This is a genomic window from Photorhabdus akhurstii (genome assembly GCF_019090985.1).
GTDB classification, from domain to species: Bacteria; Pseudomonadota; Gammaproteobacteria; order Enterobacterales; family Enterobacteriaceae; genus Photorhabdus; species Photorhabdus akhurstii.
In genome coordinates, this window is record NZ_CP020335.1 from 99,996 (window position 1) to 117,832 (window position 17,837).

Here is a 17,837-nt window from a genome sequence, read left to right on the forward strand (position 1 = left end):
TAAAGTTTGTGAAAATATATAAAAATGACAATGACTGTATTTGACATCATTTTAATTTGTATCTGATGGAATAATATAAATAAGCTCACACCAGGCTTATGTAATAAAAGATTATTACATTATTATTGTGCGCAATATCACGAAAAGGTACCTCCTCCTAACTCCTCCTCCCTCTTAGTATCAAAACCAGGAGGATGCTGACTCATCTGAGACATTATTTAATATTTCATTCCTATTTTATTAACAATAATATCGGCGACGATTTATTTCTATTAAAAAGGTCTGATTATGGTAGTTCCCTTCTGGAAAAGGGCTTACCTGGCCCTATTAAGCAGTACATTTGTTTTACTACTGGCAAGCTGTGATAACAATAGTTCTTTACCCGAATCCCCGGAGGAACCGATGGCGCATATTCCTAATAAAGTACCCAGTGAAGCTGCTGTTGCCGGCAATTTTCAGGCAGTGATCCACTTGGTGGACATTGCTAAATTAAGTCAAAGCCCAACAACAAACCGTGATTACAGTACTAACACCCTCTACTTGTGGAACGATAAAAATTGTGATGCCTTGGCTTCCCCTTCATTAAGCTGGGACGACACCAGTGCAACTCCCACTGGCAGCGATAATTATGGCCCTTACTGGGTGGTGCCGTTAAACAAGAATGCGGGCTGTATCAATTTTATCGTGCGTGATGGTAACAACAATAAATTGATCGACAGTGACCTAAAAATCTCCTTCTCTGATTTCAAGAACCGTACCGTCTCTGTGATACCCGGCAGTCGGCAAATCTATAGCAGTCGTGCGGCAGCCTTTAATTCCGTGTTTGGCGTTTCTCAGGCTTCGGCACACTGGGTCGACAACCGGACTTTGTTGTGGTCGGGCGGAGCGAATAAACCTTACGTCCGCTTATATTACAACCGGGATGGCAAAGTAGAAGCTAATGATGAAGGAAATTTCATCGATAGCTATCTGACATTGACACCGGCCACCTTGAGCCAGAAAACGGCTGATAGATTTCCGCACTTGAGGAAATTAACCGCATTCCGTTTGCCTGCGGATACGGATGTCGATGCGTTACTTACCGGTGATTTGGTGGCATTAGCTACCAATAAAGCGGGTTTGCTGTTATCGGCTACTCAAGTACAAACGGCTGGTGTGTTGGATGATCGCTTCGCTAACACTGCTGACACACTAGAGTATGGAGCGCTGATTAACGATACCGGTGTTACTTTCCGCTTGTGGGCGCCTACTGCTCAACATGTTGGGTTGGTTATCTACGATGCAGATAAACAGGTCATCGCCAATCATGCCATGAACCGTGATCCTGCTAGTGGCTCCTGGTCATGGCAAGGTGATCAAGAGCTGGTTGGTGCTTACTACCGCTATGCTTTAACGGTATACCATCCATATTCCCGTAATGTAGAGCACTACGAGGTTACCGATCCTTATTCCCATAGTTTGTCCACCAATTCGGAATACAGCCAAGTCATCAACTTGGATGACGAAGCGCTAAAACCACAAGACTGGGATAGCGTTCTTATGCCGCATTCGCAAAATACACCAGCGGATATTGCGCGTATGACCATATATGAAGCTCATGTCCGTGATCTCTCCGTTGCAGATAGCACAGTGCCAGAAACCTGGCGCGGTAAGTATCTGGCTCTCACTGCTGACAATAGCGATATGTTCAAACACCTTAAAGCATTGAGTCAGGCAGGGGTGACTCATATGGAGCTATTGCCGGTATTCGATGTGGCTTCCATTAATGAATTTAGCAACCAAGTAGCCGATCTCAACCATCCATTCAGTCGTTTGTACCAAGTCAACCCAAAGGTGAGGAGCAGCCGTTTCGCTGATTATTGCAATATTTCACAGACTGTGGGTGAAGTATTGCAGGAGTTACAGCGTGGTGACAGTGCCAATAACCCGCAGGTACAAGAGTTAAATGCAATGATTGCAGAAACCGACTCCTACAACTGGGGCTATGATCCGTTTCATTACTCGGTACCGGAAGGCTCTTATGCCACTGATGCGGAAGGTTCGGTACGTATAAAAGAGTTTCGCGCCATGATTCAGGCCATCAAGCAACAATTGGGGATGAATGTAGTCATGGATGTAGCGTACAACCACACCAATGCGGCGGGTCCAACAGACAGATCTTCCGTGTTGGATAAGATAGTCCCTTGGTATTATCATCGCCTGAATGAAATCAGTGGTAATGTTGAATCCAACACTTGTTGTCACGATACAGCGCCAGAGCACCGCATGTTCGCTAAACTCATTGAAGACTCGCTGGTGACTTGGGTTAAGGACTATAAGATCGACGCATTTCGATTTGACTTAATGGGCTATCATCCGAAGGCTCAGATTTTATCGGCGCTGGCAAAAGTACGCGCGATTAACCCATCGGTCTATTTTTTTGGTGAAGGTTGGAACTCAGGGCAGGAGGACCGCTTCGAGATTGCTTCACAGATTAATCTTAAAGGCACAGGGGTGGGTACTTTCTCTGATCGGCTACGAGATGCGGTACAGGGTGGCGGGCCGTTTGATTCCGCTGATAGCATTCGCATTAATCAGGGGGTAGGCAACGGCGCTGGAACGTTACTTAACGAAATGGCGTGGTTCGATGCTAATGAGGCGCGTCATCTGGCGGATTTGGTACGTCTCGGTATGGCGGGTAATTTGGCTGATTTTGTGATGATCGATAAAGATGGGGCAGTGAAAACGGGTAGAGACATTAACTACAAAGGCGCTATAGCCGGTTATGCCGCTGATCCAATTGAGGTGATTAATTATGTCTCTAAGCATGATAACCAAACGTTGTGGGACATAATCAGCTACAAAGCGGCGCGTGAGGCAGATTTGGCGACACGAGTTCGTATGCAGGCAATATCTCTCGCCACGACATTCCTTGGGCAGGGGCTGGCTTTTGCTCAACATGGATCGGAGCTACTGCGTTCAAAATCTTTTACCCGCGATTCCTATAATTCCGGCGATTGGTTTAATCGTGTTAGCTACACCTACCAGGATAATAACTATGATGTTGGTATGCCGGATCAGCGTGTTGATGGCGAAAATTATGCATTGATTGAAAAAGTGAAAAATATGGTAGATAAACCGGGCCGGACTGAATTATTACAGATGACGGCTTTTTATCAGGAATTGTTGCGTTTGCGTCAATTTTCACCATTGATGGCTCTTGGTGATGGCGCATCGGTTAAACAACGTGTTGATTTCCGTAACGTTGGGCCGTATCAGCAGCTTGGGTTGCTGGTGATGACCATAGATGACGGTAATACTACTGGTGATGACCGTGATTCGCGATTTGACGGCTTGGTGGTGATGATTAATGCGGCTCCACATCCTGCCACAGTAAGAGATCTTAACGTCAGAGAGTTGAAGTTGAATGATATTCAGAGCGAGCTAGGTAGAGCTTCGTTGGCGGCGGGTATCAGAATAGCAAAAGATGGTTCGGTCACGCTGCCGGCTTGGTCAGTAGCGGTGCTGGTTCTACCGCAGGATGGTGTTCGCGGTATTGGTTTGCCTGTCCGCAGGAAGTAACGCGCAGGAATTTTCCATTGTTTACATCGGGGCGGTTTGTCCAGACCGCCCATTTTTACCTTGAAAAGGTACTCTTACCGCTTTTCTTGCTGATGATAATTGAGGCATTGTTTATCTCCTTATTATCTGCCTGCGCTGGCAGTTTTTGTTTTCCATCATCCTCTTGCTGTTTTCTTCACAAAATGGGTGGCCCTATAAGCTTAATTCTTCCATTGGTCACAGTACTTGATAGTTATATAAGTCAGTAAATTGTATTGACATAATAAAAAAATGTGATGATATAGTTTTATTCGATTGTAAATTATACAAAATTCTTGGTGGTAGCTTTTTACTTGTTACCACACAGAGGGAGGCGAGTTGAATTTCCAAGGGTTACAGGCAAAGTATCGCCGTCTATTTCAGGAAAGTGCCGCCTGGAAACTGTTAAGAGCTGATAATTCTCCTTTAATTTTGGCGTTTCTGGGGGAGTTGTTTTCCGAGGAGAGTGAAGTCCCTTTTAGTCGTGCCCGGGTGTCACTTGATGCAGAACTGGTACGCTGTCGTGAACTTGGTCTTTGGGAAACTGAAACGGGAGCGGGTACGTATCTTAATAAATGGATTCGGGAAGGCTGGCTGCGTGAGATGGACGACATGTTAACCAAAACGGATGCCAGTGAAGTTGCACTCCGTTTTAGTCAGGGGCTTGATGAACGCAGTACAGGAACCACCGCATCTCACCTTAGAATTGTTCAGGAAGCCGTCAGGGACTTTGCAGTAGCGATTAGTCCGAATGTCGATGAACGTGTCACGCTTTTGGAATATAGAAAAGCTGAAATCCAAAGAGAGATTGATGCTCTGAGAGCTGGCGTGGTGCTTGAACTGACCGAGCTTGAGCAGCGGGAGAGAATTCGTGAGATCTACCAGTTGGCCTCTGTTTTAACGGGTGATTTTCGTCGTGTTGAAGATGAAATTCGTCAACTGGATCAGGAAATTCGCATTCAAATTATTGAAGGAGATTCCACCAGAGGGGATGTTCTTCTCTCTGTTTTAGAAAAAGAAGCGCTATTGGCGAAAACGGATGCGGGTAGTGCGTTTGAAAGTTTCTTTGATTTGTTATGCGATCAAAATAGAACAATGGAACTGCGGGATCAACTTCGAAGCATTTTAAATCGTCCCGCAGCAGAACATTTGACTACCCAGCAACGACAGTTCTTAAATCAGCTCATGAGGGAACTGAGCCGCGAGAGTGACAGAGTTTTTCAAATCAGGCGAAGAACGGAAGAGAGTTTGCGTGCTTATATAGAGAGTGGCACTGCGCAAGAAAATCGTGCTGTTGATAGATTGCTTGGTCAATTGGAACGACTCGCCGTTGAATTGAGGAACTCAGGTTATGACTTGCAAACGGCGACAACTCTGTCACTGCCCGTTGGCGCGGCAAGTATTAGCTCTCCTGAAAGCATGCTCCTTAAATCACCTGATGAAAAACTAGATACTTCAGGTGCTGAAGAACAGATCAACTCTCGAGAACCGAGTATGCAGATGCTGGATTGTCTTGATGTTGTTCAAATTCGATTAATCGCTGAGAGAACATTAGCAACGTTAAAAGAGTTTGGCCCAATGACGATTGCATCTGTTGCAAATTATCACCCACTTAATTCAGGGTTGGAGGAGTTAGTTGCCTATTTGCGGGTGGCGAAATCTGTCGGGGCTGCATTATTGGAAGGAAAAGAATCAATTGAAATCAGCGATAAACGGGGAGTTCGCTTGCGGGCGTCTATACCTACTTTTCTGTTGAGTGCCGACCTGTTTCCTGACAGTTTGGATGAATTAGTTCTTTAAATGGTGAAGAGAAAGTGGCTGTAGATTTATATAGTGAGGGTTGAAATGCACAAAGGTAAAAAGTTGAATAAAGATAATGGCATCCTCGCTACCCTTGGGAAGTCTAATTCTGATCCTCAAGAAGAACAGAAAACAGGGTTCTTCGATCAGTTGATAAAACACCATACGCAATCAGAGTATAACCCGCTTACAGATACAGCCAGTGTTGAATCTGATGTTGCTCTTTCGGTTGTTAATCAAAGCCCATCCTGTGACGTTGATGATGTATTAGTCAGTGAGCAGGCTGAGAACTCAAACAGTGATATGCCGCCTGATGCACGCCGGGTGCTGGTTAGCTTGTTGCGTCAGGGCGTTATTTTGTCTTCGCAGAAAGCTAAATTATTTGAATTACTTTGTCGATACCAATGTGCTGTACGCAAACATCTATCAGAAGTTTATTTGAAGTTAGTCTTGGATGAAAAAGCAGGTGTTGCTTTTATCGCGGGCTTTCAAAATGAGGAAGATACTGAATCATTGGGTATAGATGATGACGAGGTTGTCTCTCTGATTAGCCGAAGGACGCTCTCTTTATACGATACATTGTTGCTGTTAGTGCTGCGTAAACACTATCAAGACCGGGAAACATCGGGAGAACAAAGGATTATCATTGATATTGAACGTATAGAATCCCATCTGACGCCGTTTTTACCGCTGACAAACAGTACTAAATCTGACCGGAGAAAACTCAAGGGCGCTCTTGATAAAATGGTGACGAAAAAAATATTGAGTTCGGTCCGGGGAAGCGAAGATCGCTTCGAGATTACGCCGGTGATCCGCTATGTAGTCAGCGCTGAATTTCTTGAAAGCATGCTTAATGAATACCTGAAAATGGCGAGAGAGAAGGGTATTGAGCTAAATAAAAATGGCGGCGACGCTGTTGATTATCAAGATGAAGAGGAATAGACAGGAGATGAAAATGACTGATCAAACTCTTTCGGCTAATTCATTATTTCACGTTGGTCAAATCAGATTAGCTGAACTCTCAGTTTATAACTGGGGGTCATTTAATGGCTTGCATACCGCGTTGATCGATCCTATGGGAACGCTGGTCACTGGAGATAATGGCGCCGGGAAATCGACGTTTATTGATGGCCTTATGGCTCTGCTGCTTCCTGCCGGAAAGGCAACTTTTAATGTGGCCGCGGCTCAGGGTGATCGTTCTGACCGGACTTTACTTTCCTATATGCGGGGAAGTTTTGGATCTGCCCATGACGGAGCGGGGACGAGAGTCAGAAGTAAGCGTGAGTTTGGTGTAGTGACCGGGCTTAGAGCTTTATATCAGGGTGATGATGGTTCAAAAATCACGCTTGCGGCACTTTTTTGGATTACGAAATCGACGAATGTACTGGCGGATGTGACGCGAGTTTATGTTGTTGCCAAAAGAGACCTGACGCTTAAGGAAATGCTCAATGCTTTTGGCGATGGTAATGCCCGGGCATTCAAGCAATGGCTTCGTGATGACTCGGCGATTACGTGCTGTGATGATAATTTTTCTGATTATCAGGAGTTGTACCGAAAGCTTTTGTATATGGACAATAAGAATGCGCCTGCATTGTTGTCGCGGGCGTTAGGTCTAAAAAAAATTGATGATTTAACTGGGTTGATTCGTGAGTTGGTACTTGAGCCGAGCACAGTTAAAGATGATGCTAAAAAGGTCGTGGAAGAGTTTGCTGATTTGGTGGCAATTCATAGTCAATTAGTGGATGCAAGAGCGCAAAAAATGCACTTGTCTAAGTTACCTGAACTTAGCTCAATTATCGAAAAAACGACGAGAGAATTTGAAGAATTAACGGCCGAAAAAAATAGTCTTCCGGTTTACTTTGGGGAAGTCTTCGCGCAACTGTGGAGCGAAAAAATTGCCGATATTGAGTCTGAACTCGAAGCACTACTCCTCGAAATTAAGCAAGCGGAAGGGCAGAAAACAGATGCGGATAAGTTGGTTGAGAGAAGGCATGAGGAATACCTTCAGTTTGGTGGGGATAAAATAGAGTCGCTTCGAAAGGAAATTGGTCATACCCAAACTCAGTTGAATCGGGTGGTTAGGAATTCATCGCAATATCAAACTCATGTTAATGAGCTGTCTCTGCCTTCTGTATTGGAGGAGGCGGTATTTCTTAAAAATCAATCCGCGGCATCAGCCAGACTTGCCAGTATTCAACGAGACGAAGAAGAGTATCAGGACAAGTTTGCCACCATCAGTGCTAAATTCAGTGAGCTACAAGCCAATATCCATGATATCTCTCAGGAAATTCGAGAAATCGAGGCAAGGCCGGATTCCAATATTGATGTGAAATATCAGCAACTGCGGGATGAACTGGTTAATTCCTTAGAATTAAGTAAAGACCAATGCGTATTTATTGGTGAGCTTATCGACGTCGAAGATAGTGAAAAAATCTGGCAAGGCGCGATAGAGAGGGCGTTAGGCGGGTTACGAACAACGCTTGCTGTGCCACATCATTGTTATTCGATGGTGACTCGCTGGTTAAACGTCCGGCATACAGGTTTACATGTCCGTGTTCAAGTTGTGAATGATTCTGCGATTAACCGGGGTCATTCGGCGGAGTTTAAGCCTAATGGTTATTTAAAGAAACTGGTATGGCGTACTCACCCTTATCAAGAGTGGCTCAAGCATTATTTGCAGCGATTTGACCTGCAATGTGTCTTGAATACGGAAGAATTGGATAAGACCCCGTTTTCGATGACACAACAGGGGTTAATGCACATGGATAAGGGGCGCTTTGAGAAAAAAGATCAACACCGAATAGATGACAGAAGACGCTGGTGCTTGGGTTTTTCAAACAAATCACGTTTAGCCATTCTTAATAACGATAAAAAAGAGTTAACTCTGCAATTGGCGGAAACCGAGAAAAAGGTGAGTCAGGCCCGCCAAGATTTGAATACTGTTTCTGATCGTAAAATACTCTGGGAGAAGATCCAAAGTTACTGTTGGGATGATATCAATGCTCCTTATTGGCATGAAAAGCTTTCGGATTTGCAGGCTGACCTTAAGGTATTGGAGCAGTCAGGTGGCGATCTTGATAAGGCCAGGGAGCGTTGGGAGTCGGCGAAGGAGCAGTTGGCTCAAATCCAATCGGTATTAAATCAGCTCAACTCTGATTCTGGCGGCGTTAAAAATACGCTGAAAAATGCAAAAGAGGAGTGGAGCAAAGCGCAGGCAAAAGCATCAAAAGGATTACCTGATTCAGCCAGACAATTACTTGCTCTTCGGGTTGGAGTGCTTAGTACAAACGATTTAAGCCAGATGTCTGAATTAGTGTCGAAGGTTGAAGAAGATTTGGAGCGTTTGTTAGATATTAGTCGAAACAGTAAAGACAGAGCGGAAAGGTCCGCCATCAGCATTATGGTTTCATTCAGGTCTAACGATAAATGGCAAGTCTTCACGGTTGACTGGCAAAGTAATATTGGCAGCCTGCCTGACTATCTTAATCATTTACAACAACTGGAAGAAGAAGGGCTTCCCAACCTTGTGGAACAGTTTATTGAACGTTTGAATAAGCATGCAACGCAGTCGCTAGCGCGGATTAAAACTAAGCTTGAATCTGAACGGGAAGATATCCTTGAGCGGATTGATATCATTAACCGGGTCCTCAAGCGTACCGAGTTTCGATCAGGGACACACTTAAAGCTAGGTTCAAAGAGAGAGAAATTCCCGCATGTTAATGAGTTTGAACAGCATTTGCGTAAGGTGCTTAGTCAGGTAACCAGTGATGACCATGAAGCGCGGTTCCGTCAATTGGCTAAAGTAGTTGAAATACTTGGGAAAGCAAGTGCGCCAGGCTCCTCAAATACATTAGAAAGTTTAAGGCTGCTTGATCCTCGTTATCAGATGTCATTTTACGCCGAAGAGTTGGATAGTAATACCGGTGAGATTCGTGATGTATTGGAATCATCCAGTGGAAAGTCAGGTGGAGAGAAAGAGTCATTTGCGGCGACTATTGTAGCGGCAAGTTTGGCCTATGTTTTGACGCCAGATGGTTATGATCGACCGGTTTACTGTACTGTTTTCTTGGACGAAGCATTCTCAAATACGGCTGAAACGGTAAGTCGGCGGGTGCTCCGAGTATTTAGAGAGCTTCACATTCACGTTAATTTGATCACGCCTTATAAAAACTTGAATCTGGCAAGAGAATCGGCTCGTTCACTACTCATTGCGGAAAGAGACCAGGAAAACCATGACAGCCGTTTATGTGAAGTGACTTGGGAAGAGATTGACCGGAGAATGGGCGAAGAGAAGAAGAAAAAGTTGCCTGATGAGGCTGCTAATCTGGGGATCGAGCTTGAGAAACTGACATGAAAAAAGGGCAGTATGAGGTGCGTTGGGGGTTATTGCCAGCGCAAGTTAAGAGCATCATTAGACAGCGTGAGTGGGATAACCTTTCCTCACTAAAAGCCCGGCTACTGGGCAACAAGGCATTCCCTATTCGCGTTGGCTTAAAACCACCTAAAGGGAATTCTGCCATATTAGATATTGCTCATTTTCAACGGTTTATTGATGAGTGGAGATCATTTCCCTATCAAGATGTTGTGGAGTGGTCTTCTAAGAATTTCAGGGAACTATCTGAACAGCGCATTCCAACTTTTGTTGTCATTGAATCGATGCGACATTTGATTCAATTTTTAGGGAATGATGCCCTTTCCCGAAGTAAGGTATGGGAAAGAAATATGAAGCCATTTTTGCGGATTGATAAAGATCTCTATCCTGCATTGGTTAAATGTATAGATATTGTGGAAAAACTCTCGTTGAGAGATGCGGAATTATTAGCAAAATTGCTGCCACAATTAAAACAAGGCTTAGGTGAAGGACAATATTTAAGAGCACTGCCGCTCATTGGGATTGATACTAAGTTTCTTGAGAACCACCAAATCCTGATCGAAGAGTTAGCTGATATCATTCACAAGGGGGCTGTTTCGGCGTCAGGGGGCCTTATCGCTTGGTTGGGGTGTGCAATAAATCCCAAAGGTTGGTTAACTATCAGGCCGCTTTGCCATGCCGCGACTGCGGCGCTTGGGGGAATGCCGATACTACAAATACCCGACGAATTACTTAGAAAACATGAACTACCGGCATCGAATATTCTAGTAGTAGAAAATCTACAGTCTGGTTTGGCATTACCCGAAATGCCTGACACGATAGCGGTGATTGGCGGCGGGAAAAACATTGCTTGGATGGATGCGGCATGGTTGAGAAGTAAACGTGTAGGATATTGGGGAGATATTGATACTTGGGGGTTGTTTATTCTCAGTGATGCCAGAAACAAGTTTGTAGATATTGAGCCTCTGATGATGGATGTTGAAACCGTTAAAGCTCATGAAGATAGAATGGTCCCTGAATCAAATCCAGTAGAATCCAATCCTTCATCGCTAAATGAGGATGAAACAAAGTTGTTTAATGATCTCATTTCTGGTCGTTTCCAATCTTCACGTTTAGAGCAGGAGCGTCTTTCATCTGATTACATTAGAAACAAGCTTATGAATTGGCTGTCGTGACTATATACCTAACTACAGTAGCTGCCAGACACGATATTTTTTCCATATTATCAAAAATCATCACTTTCTTGGTGTACACCGAAACGGTGCGTGATTATATTGGCGAATGCTTGGCTTGCAGCGCTTCGATATGCACCGCTGCGCCACAATAGCACCGCATTACGCTGTGGTAACGTAGGTTGAATTGCGATGGAATAGAGTCCGGCCTGCTCGTGGGCTATGACATCAGGTAACAAAGTTGCGAGTCGTCCTCGACGGACAATTTCTACGATTGCACTGATGGAGTTGACCTCAATTGCAATACGCGGTGTGATTCCTTGTTTCTGGAAGTACAAATCAATATGGCTCCGCGTTGCAAAGTCTTTACTTAGCAAAATCCGCCGTAAACCCTCGACAGGGCGGGGAGTAGTCACAGAAATAGATCCGGCTTTACGTTGAAGCGCTTGGAAAGCGCTTTAATATGCGCAATCGTTAATGAGCGCTTACCAGATAGAATCTGGCTGACAAGTGATTTGGAGCCAATTTCTTCTTTCAGGTCTGAGTAAGAGAGCCTGTATTGATCCATCAACACACGCAGCGCTGCTACACCGGTTGGTATGTCATCCACTGCTTTATTAAATGCAGCAAAGCGTTCATTGTTGTTTTCATACTCAGCGATTTTAGTGGCTAGAAAGTCAATCAGTGGATTTTCATCATCGTGCTCAATGAGGTAATCCACCATTGCCAGCGCGTCATTATAGGCATCCTCGGAAGTGCAGCTCCCTAAGAAGGGAACAGCGGCTACCAGTACCTTTGTGGCTTCAAGTGCTTTGGTAGGTTCTGCAATCATTCTTTCGTCTCCCGATACTGCTTAGTTAATTTGTTATATTCTGCATGAGTGGCTATATGATTGATATATAGGAGTTTATTAACGAAATTTATATAGGCGATCATTCGTAAGTTTTGCCCACCTATGTCTATTACCCACCATTTGTCTCTGTACTTGAAATTATCAAGACTGGGGAACTGACTTCGTAATTCCACAGGGTTCTCAAAATCTTTTTCTTTTAACTGCTTATACGTTGCAATAATTGCATCTGCATCATTTGGGAAATCGCGAGCAGCTTTCTCAAATGGATCTTTGGAAATAACGTGCATGTCACTCACTCAGTTTACATCATGTAAACACTATAGCGTCATCATTTTCCGTTTACAAAATGTAAACAACAAAAACAAAGACGTCGCCGCAGAACTACAATCAACTATTGGAAAATACTATAGAGATGATAGTAATCCGATCTTTGACGCTATAGATAAACTCGTTCATTCTTTATCCATCCGCTTTCTTATCGATCACGATGGAGTGAAGACATGCAGGATATTATTGAAGGCTTTTTACAATTCCAGCGCGAGGTATTCCCAAAACGCTGCGAGCTTTTCAAGCGGCTTGCCACCAGCCAGAATCCACGTACTTTGTTTATTGCGTGCTCCGATAGCCGCATGGTTCCTGAGCTTCTGACCCAACGTGAGCCAGGTGATCTGTTCGTGATACGCAATGCGGGTAACATCGTTCCGTCATACGGCGCAGAATCTGGCGGTGTTTCCGCTACCGTTGAGTATGCGGTCGCTGTGCTTGGGGTCACCGACATTGTGATCTGCGGACATTCAGATTGTGGCGCCATGACCACAATTGCAACCTGTAAATGTATGGATCACCTGCCCGCGATTACAAGTTGGTTGCGCCATGCAGATTCTGCGAAAGCGATTAATCAGGCACGTGCGCACGTTAGTGAGCCTGTTCGAATTGATTCGATGGCGCGTGAAAACGTAATCGCTCAAATTGCTAATATCAAGACCCACCCGTCCGTAGCGCTCGGGCTGAAACAGGGACACTTGAATCTACACGGCTGGATTTACGACATAGAGTCTGGCTCGATCGATGCTCTAGACGGCTTGGTCGGCCAATTTGTTTCGCTTGCGGACTATCCGCATGTTTCTGCAACGCAATCCGTGTTTCACCACGGCATTTAAATAGCTTATTAATCCAAAGGAATCATTATGACACAATCTCAATACTCCCAAACTCCCCGTCAGGCCCTGACCGATGTTATCATCGACGCCAAAACACACAAAAATTTGACATTTGAGGATATTGCGCAAGGAACCGGTCTGAGTCTCGCATTCGTCACTGCTGCACTGCTTGGCCAACATCCTTTGCCCGCCGATGCTGCAAGGATTGTGGTTGACCGACTTGAACTTGACGAAGATGCCTTCCTTCTGCTGCAAACTATCCCTGTACGCGGTAGTATCCCCGGAGGTGTGCCGACAGATCCGACCATTTACCGATTCTATGAAATGGTGCAAGTTTACGGTTCAACGCTTAAGGCGCTTGTCCACGAGAAGTTTGGTGATGGCATTATCAGTGCGATTGACTTTAAACTTGATATCAAAAAGGTCGATGACCCTAATGGCGGTTCACGCGCTGTAATTACGCTAGATGGAAAGTATTTGCCGACTAAGCCGTTCTAAAATCATTGTAATTTGTTGGCATCGGCAAGAGGTTTGAATTTGAGAGACAAACCTCCTGCCGTTTCAAATTAAAGTTTATTAACTAGCCACTTCGGTTTTTGTATAAAATGTATAGGGAGTGGGATCAAAATTGCCATTTAGCTTCCTGAATGAATGAGCAAAATCAGGCCATACTAATGTTAGGCGCTTATTGCGGGAATCACGGTACCAGCTTGTACAATTATCTCCAACCCATACCGTACCATTAATCTGCTTTTGTAATTCAGCTAAATAACGATCTTGAGCTTCGGGAGAAACCTCAAGTATGTAATTGTTATTTTTCCTGCTGTATTCAATCGCGCCAAGAATGTACTCTATTTGAGATTCAATCATGTAAATGATTGAGTTATGAGTAAGCGTCGCATTTGGCCCGTTGATAATAAACAGGTTTGGAAAACCAGTCACTGTGGTTGACGCAAAAGCTTCCATGCCTTGGGACCAGTGATCAGCGAGGCTGAGACCATCACGGCCATGAACCAAGCGAGTATAAGGTGGTTGGGTGGTTTGAAAACCAGTACAAAAGATCAGCGCGTCAAGCGGATAACTGTTGCCGGCTACTGAGACTACATTTTGTCCATCTATGCGCTGCAAGGCTGATGCTTCGAGTTTAACGTTATCCTGAAGAAGAGCGGGATAATAGTTGTTTGCAATCAAAATCCTTTTGCAACCAGGTTCATAACTCGGAGTGAGTTTTGCGCGTAACTCTGGATCGGGAATTTGTTGTTTAAGGTGATCTAAGGCTATCTGTTTTAATACTGCAACATATTGCGGAATAGAACGGCGAGCTGGATACAGCGATTCAAAGTGCCAGAATATATCTGAACGAACTGCACGAATAGACTTTGGATCGCGTCGGAAAGTCTGTTTTTCAATATCAGAATAACTTCGGTCAGGACGTGGAATGATATAGGATGCATTTCGCTGGAAAATAACGAGTTCAGAGACACTTTTAGCCACTTCAGGAACTAGCTGAGTTGCTGAAGCACCTGATCCGATGATGCCGACTCGCTTACCTTGCAGAGAGATATGGTGTTTCCAGCGGGCTGAATGAAAAATTTCCCCGGTAAAGCTGCTCAGACCTTCGATTTGTGGCAGATTTTCATCTGTTAAATGCCCCGTGCCTGCTATCAAGAATTGCCCACTGAAAACCCCCTTGGCGGTGATAACTATCCAGCGCTCTTTTTGGTTGTCCCAGTAGGCTTTTTCAACGTTGGCGCCAAAACGAATATGAGGCAATAATCCTTCATCCTTGGCTGTGGCTTGAAGATAGGCATATATCTCATGACCGGGTGAAAAAACATGAGACCAGTCAGGATTAGGGCGAAATGAGTAAGAGTAAAGATGTGAGGGTATGTCGCAGGCTACGCCGGGATAAGTGTTATCGCGCCAGGTGCCTCCTACATCATCTGCACGTTCGAGAATAAGAAAATTTTGCTGAGCTCGCCGCTTAAGCTGAGCTCCCATACCAAGGCCGGCAAAGCCGGCGCCGATAATAATAATCTCTGTATCTGTGACCTGTGATATATCTGTATCTGGTGTACTCTTATTCATCATAGTTCTCCAGAGGATCAACGGAATTATGGCAGGTCTGAAGGGATTATGGTTCCGGCAGGATAAAACGAAGGGTTCGCGCAGAATTGGTCAATAACCTGCATCAACTGCGCAGGACGCTCATAGATGACCGCATGTCCACACTCTATCTCTGTAAAGCGTGCATCCTGAATTGCACCAAACAGAGCTTTGCTGTGGCGGATGGGCGTCATTTGATCATGCGTACAGCCAATAATCAGCGTCGTGGCTTTTATCGTAGGAACAATTTGAGTGATATCAACCCGGCCATTAAGGCCCATTTGTAACGCTTCAAATTCCCCTGGTATGGCATTTTCGAAGCTGATTGCAAGCTGATCTGGGTACATATTCACATGACTGGCGCCGCTGAAAGCGCAAAACATCACAAAGTCTGCAATAGCAGGTGATTGGATCTCATATAACTGATGCCAGACAGATAAAAATCGTTCTAACTGTAAATCTGTTTTCATCCATCCTGCGATCAGAACCAAATTACCAACCAGGTCAGGATGTTTAGCGGCAACAGAAGCAGTAACGACAGCTCCCAAAGAGTAACCTATCAATGTGACAGTCTCTCCCAACGCTGCTGCTTCAATAACGGCTTCGACCTGCTTTTCAAGATGTTCGAGGGTAAGCGTTTCGTTTGCTTTTACTGGTTGAGAAAAATCCAGGGATATAACTCTATTTTCCGTGGCAAGCAGTTGAAAGAGATAACCGAAATGTATCTCTGTGCTGCCGCCAGTGCCATGTACCAAGACGATAGGATTTCTATTGGCGTTATTCTTAATTGGATCGAGAGGTTGGGATGTGAAGAACTTTACCTCTTTTCCATCTACGTTGATGACACTTTCGTTGATATTAAATTTTTGCTCGGATTTATTCATGGTAATTAAATATCTCCTGATAGATATAGGTTATAAGGAGACCAAATATAGATAATTAAACAATTATCTTGTTGGTTGCTTAGTTAAATTAATAACTAAGTATAGAGTTATTGTCAAATTATAAAACTAAAATAGTGTCGTGATTGAATATTTCTATTATTATAAATCCTAATATTAGGTCTTATTTATTGTATTTTTGCGATATTGCAGGCAGAAAAAATAAGTTGAAATCTATTAATTAAGCTATGAATATTTCTGGAGGTAATGCTATAAATATCAATGCATTATAATCAATATGTTTGGGGTTGTATTATTGATTTCTTATTTCACATTGACAGATTTTCATCCTCATACCATAGTGATTACATCACTTTTTTTATGTGATTGCATTGTTAAATAATTTTATTTATCTATTTCTTGGATGTTATTGATTGATAATTTATATAGTTAAGAGTTATCAGTAATACACCAGAAATCATTTTCCTAAATATTTTATAAAGTATTTTTCGCTCTGACAGCATTCTGCTATAACGCCTGACTTGGTTTATACAATTCATCAGCGTGTGTAGTCTGCTCTAGAGAGATAAAATTGAATGACATCATCGGATATTTAACACACCTGTTCAGGAGATGAAAAATGTCTACTCGAATCGTGAATGAACAACATCAACAATATGCGATAGCAGAAGGTGAAAAACGTGCCATACGCACAATTAAGCTATTTATTGCTCTGGGCTTTATCGCAGAGGCTGGATTTCTTTTAATGGGGCTTATTTTGTTTCCCGATAATGGCCCCTTGGTATGGCGTCTCGTATGGGCGCTTGGTTTATGCGGTATTGGTATGGGAGCTGCCGTTGGGGGATTGACTTACTTAGTTTCATCTCGTTTGACTCCCGGAAGTACCGGAGCTTATATCATGACCGCAGTGAGTAGCACTTTGCTGTTTAGTGTTTGCCAGACGCTTTGCTGGGGATTGGACCATAACGTTGGGCTGAATTATTGGGGTTCAATAGACATGCCGTTGTTGTTCCTTATTAAAGGATACACTGCTGCACTGATTGCAGGCATTCTGGGCAGCTTCCTGCTTAACTCTGTGCAAGGTGCAAGATTCCTTGCTTATCTTAAGGTGTTTTAGTGAATAAAAAGTCGAGTTTGCCCAATAGCTTTGCCATTTCCGTGTTTCTGGCTGTGCTGGCTGCATGCCTGAATCTTATATTGTGGCGCGCTGATATTCTGGAAATGGCGCACAATACTGCGCTGAAAGGGTTAATGGCTATTTGGTATATATTAGGATGGGGTTTTGCTCCGGGTTGCCTGACCGTGCTTGCCATCAATTCAATCAGGGGAAGATTACCTCAGAGGGTGGGGGCGGTGACTGCAACGCTCATCAGCTTTCTACTGGTTACAGGGATTTGCGGTTTAGTTTATGCTTACCTGACAAACTCCGTTTTTATGCAAATTGCTATGGGAGGCGAAGCTCATCATCACCCGACCGCAAACAACGGAACTATTCTGGGTTTTATTATGCAACTGCTACCCAGTTTATGTGCAATCGTTATCTCAATCATAAATGCATTTTCGATAAAAATGGGAAAGGCGGTTTAGGTGATAAGATCTGAAATTCTTGGCAGCTAAACCGCTATTATTATGTTGACAATTTATTACTTGTGAATTGGCTTCCAAGGCGTAGCTAGTAGACGGTTCTTCTCCCATCTTGTCATGGTGCTCAGTTCACAGACATAAAGCGAAAGATATTCGGCCCCAGTTTTGCGAATACAAAATTGGGGCTTCCCCACCAATACAGCTTTACAGTAGACTTTTTAACTCCTCTGGCATCGATTCTTCTACTGTCTGATATTGTTAGATTTATTCCTCCAATTACCCTAGTTTTTCGTTACAGTCGGGCCTTTA

Annotated in this window: 14 protein-coding genes; 9 read left to right on the forward strand and 5 right to left on the reverse strand. The window is 43.9% G+C overall.

Annotation, left to right across the window (positions count from 1 at the left end; genetic code table 11):
• Positions 1–288: 288 nt before the first annotated feature.
• The 5 genes from pulA (at position 289) to B0X70_RS00520 (ending at position 10,926) form a co-directional block, all read left to right on the forward strand.
• Positions 289–3,561: a pullulanase-type alpha-1,6-glucosidase gene (pulA, locus tag B0X70_RS00500; RefSeq protein ID WP_217470636.1), complete on the forward strand. Its 3,273-nt coding sequence runs from the start codon at positions 289–291 to the stop codon at positions 3,559–3,561.
• 357 nt (positions 3,562–3,918) lie between these two features.
• The gene (locus B0X70_RS00505; protein WP_046395567.1) at positions 3,919–5,379 is read left to right on the forward strand and encodes a DUF3375 domain-containing protein; all 1,461 of its coding nucleotides are present in this window, start codon (positions 3,919–3,921) and stop codon (positions 5,377–5,379) included.
• Positions 5,380–5,424: 45 nt separating this feature from the next.
• Complete coding sequence (locus B0X70_RS00510; RefSeq protein WP_217470637.1) at positions 5,425–6,321, forward strand: DUF4194 domain-containing protein; 897 nt, start codon at positions 5,425–5,427, stop codon at positions 6,319–6,321.
• 13 nt (positions 6,322–6,334) lie between these two features.
• Positions 6,335–9,733 (forward strand): ATP-binding protein, encoded by a 3,399-nt coding sequence (locus tag B0X70_RS00515; protein WP_246593393.1) that lies wholly within the window; start codon positions 6,335–6,337, stop codon positions 9,731–9,733.
• Positions 9,730–10,926 (forward strand): DUF3322 domain-containing protein, encoded by a 1,197-nt coding sequence (locus B0X70_RS00520; RefSeq protein WP_217470639.1) that lies wholly within the window; start codon positions 9,730–9,732, stop codon positions 10,924–10,926. Before B0X70_RS00515 ends, B0X70_RS00520 begins: the two co-directional genes overlap by 4 nt.
• A gap of 50 nt (positions 10,927–10,976) precedes the next feature.
• Here the strand turns inward: B0X70_RS00520 and B0X70_RS00525 are convergent, their stop codons facing one another.
• From B0X70_RS00525 to B0X70_RS00535, 3 genes are read right to left on the reverse strand one after another with little or no spacing between them, the layout of a single operon-like run.
• Positions 10,977–11,339: a LysR substrate-binding domain-containing protein gene (locus B0X70_RS00525; protein WP_246593394.1), complete on the reverse strand. Its 363-nt coding sequence runs from the start codon at positions 11,337–11,339 to the stop codon at positions 10,977–10,979.
• Positions 11,336–11,755: a helix-turn-helix domain-containing protein gene (locus B0X70_RS00530; RefSeq protein ID WP_217470640.1), complete on the reverse strand. Its 420-nt coding sequence runs from the start codon at positions 11,753–11,755 to the stop codon at positions 11,336–11,338. Before B0X70_RS00530 ends, B0X70_RS00525 begins: the two co-directional genes overlap by 4 nt.
• A complete protein-coding gene (locus B0X70_RS00535) occupies positions 11,752–12,063 on the reverse strand; it encodes a type II toxin-antitoxin system HigB family toxin (protein WP_217471636.1) in 312 nt (103 codons plus the stop codon). Before B0X70_RS00535 ends, B0X70_RS00530 begins: the two co-directional genes overlap by 4 nt.
• Positions 12,064–12,276: 213 nt before the next feature.
• Between B0X70_RS00535 and B0X70_RS00540 the strand changes: the two genes are divergently transcribed.
• Positions 12,277–12,936 carry a carbonic anhydrase gene (locus tag B0X70_RS00540; protein ID WP_036812597.1) on the forward strand — a complete coding sequence of 220 codons (660 nt, stop codon included), beginning with the start codon at positions 12,277–12,279 and terminating at the stop codon, positions 12,934–12,936.
• A 27-nt stretch (positions 12,937–12,963) separates the two neighbouring features.
• The gene (gene cynS, locus B0X70_RS00545) at positions 12,964–13,434 is read left to right on the forward strand and encodes a cyanase (RefSeq protein ID WP_036812599.1); all 471 of its coding nucleotides are present in this window, start codon (positions 12,964–12,966) and stop codon (positions 13,432–13,434) included.
• 78 nt (positions 13,435–13,512) lie between these two features.
• On the opposite strand, the gene B0X70_RS00550 is transcribed toward cynS, so the two are convergent.
• Together B0X70_RS00550 and B0X70_RS00555 are read right to left on the reverse strand one after the other, a co-directional pair.
• Positions 13,513–15,027: a flavin-containing monooxygenase gene (locus B0X70_RS00550; RefSeq protein WP_246593395.1), complete on the reverse strand. Its 1,515-nt coding sequence runs from the start codon at positions 15,025–15,027 to the stop codon at positions 13,513–13,515.
• A 23-nt stretch (positions 15,028–15,050) separates the two neighbouring features.
• Positions 15,051–15,926, reverse strand: a complete 876-nt coding sequence (locus B0X70_RS00555; protein ID WP_217470641.1) for an alpha/beta fold hydrolase — start codon at positions 15,924–15,926, stop codon at positions 15,051–15,053.
• Positions 15,927–16,563: 637 nt separating this feature from the next.
• On the opposite strand from B0X70_RS00555, the gene B0X70_RS00560 reads away from it, so the two are divergent.
• Together B0X70_RS00560 and B0X70_RS00565 are read left to right on the forward strand one after the other, a co-directional pair.
• The gene (locus tag B0X70_RS00560; RefSeq protein ID WP_040149946.1) at positions 16,564–17,061 is read left to right on the forward strand and encodes a hypothetical protein; all 498 of its coding nucleotides are present in this window, start codon (positions 16,564–16,566) and stop codon (positions 17,059–17,061) included.
• Positions 17,061–17,531 carry a hypothetical protein gene (locus B0X70_RS00565; protein WP_217470642.1) on the forward strand — a complete coding sequence of 157 codons (471 nt, stop codon included), beginning with the start codon at positions 17,061–17,063 and terminating at the stop codon, positions 17,529–17,531. Before B0X70_RS00560 ends, B0X70_RS00565 begins: the two co-directional genes overlap by 1 nt.
• Positions 17,532–17,837 lie beyond the last annotated feature (306 nt).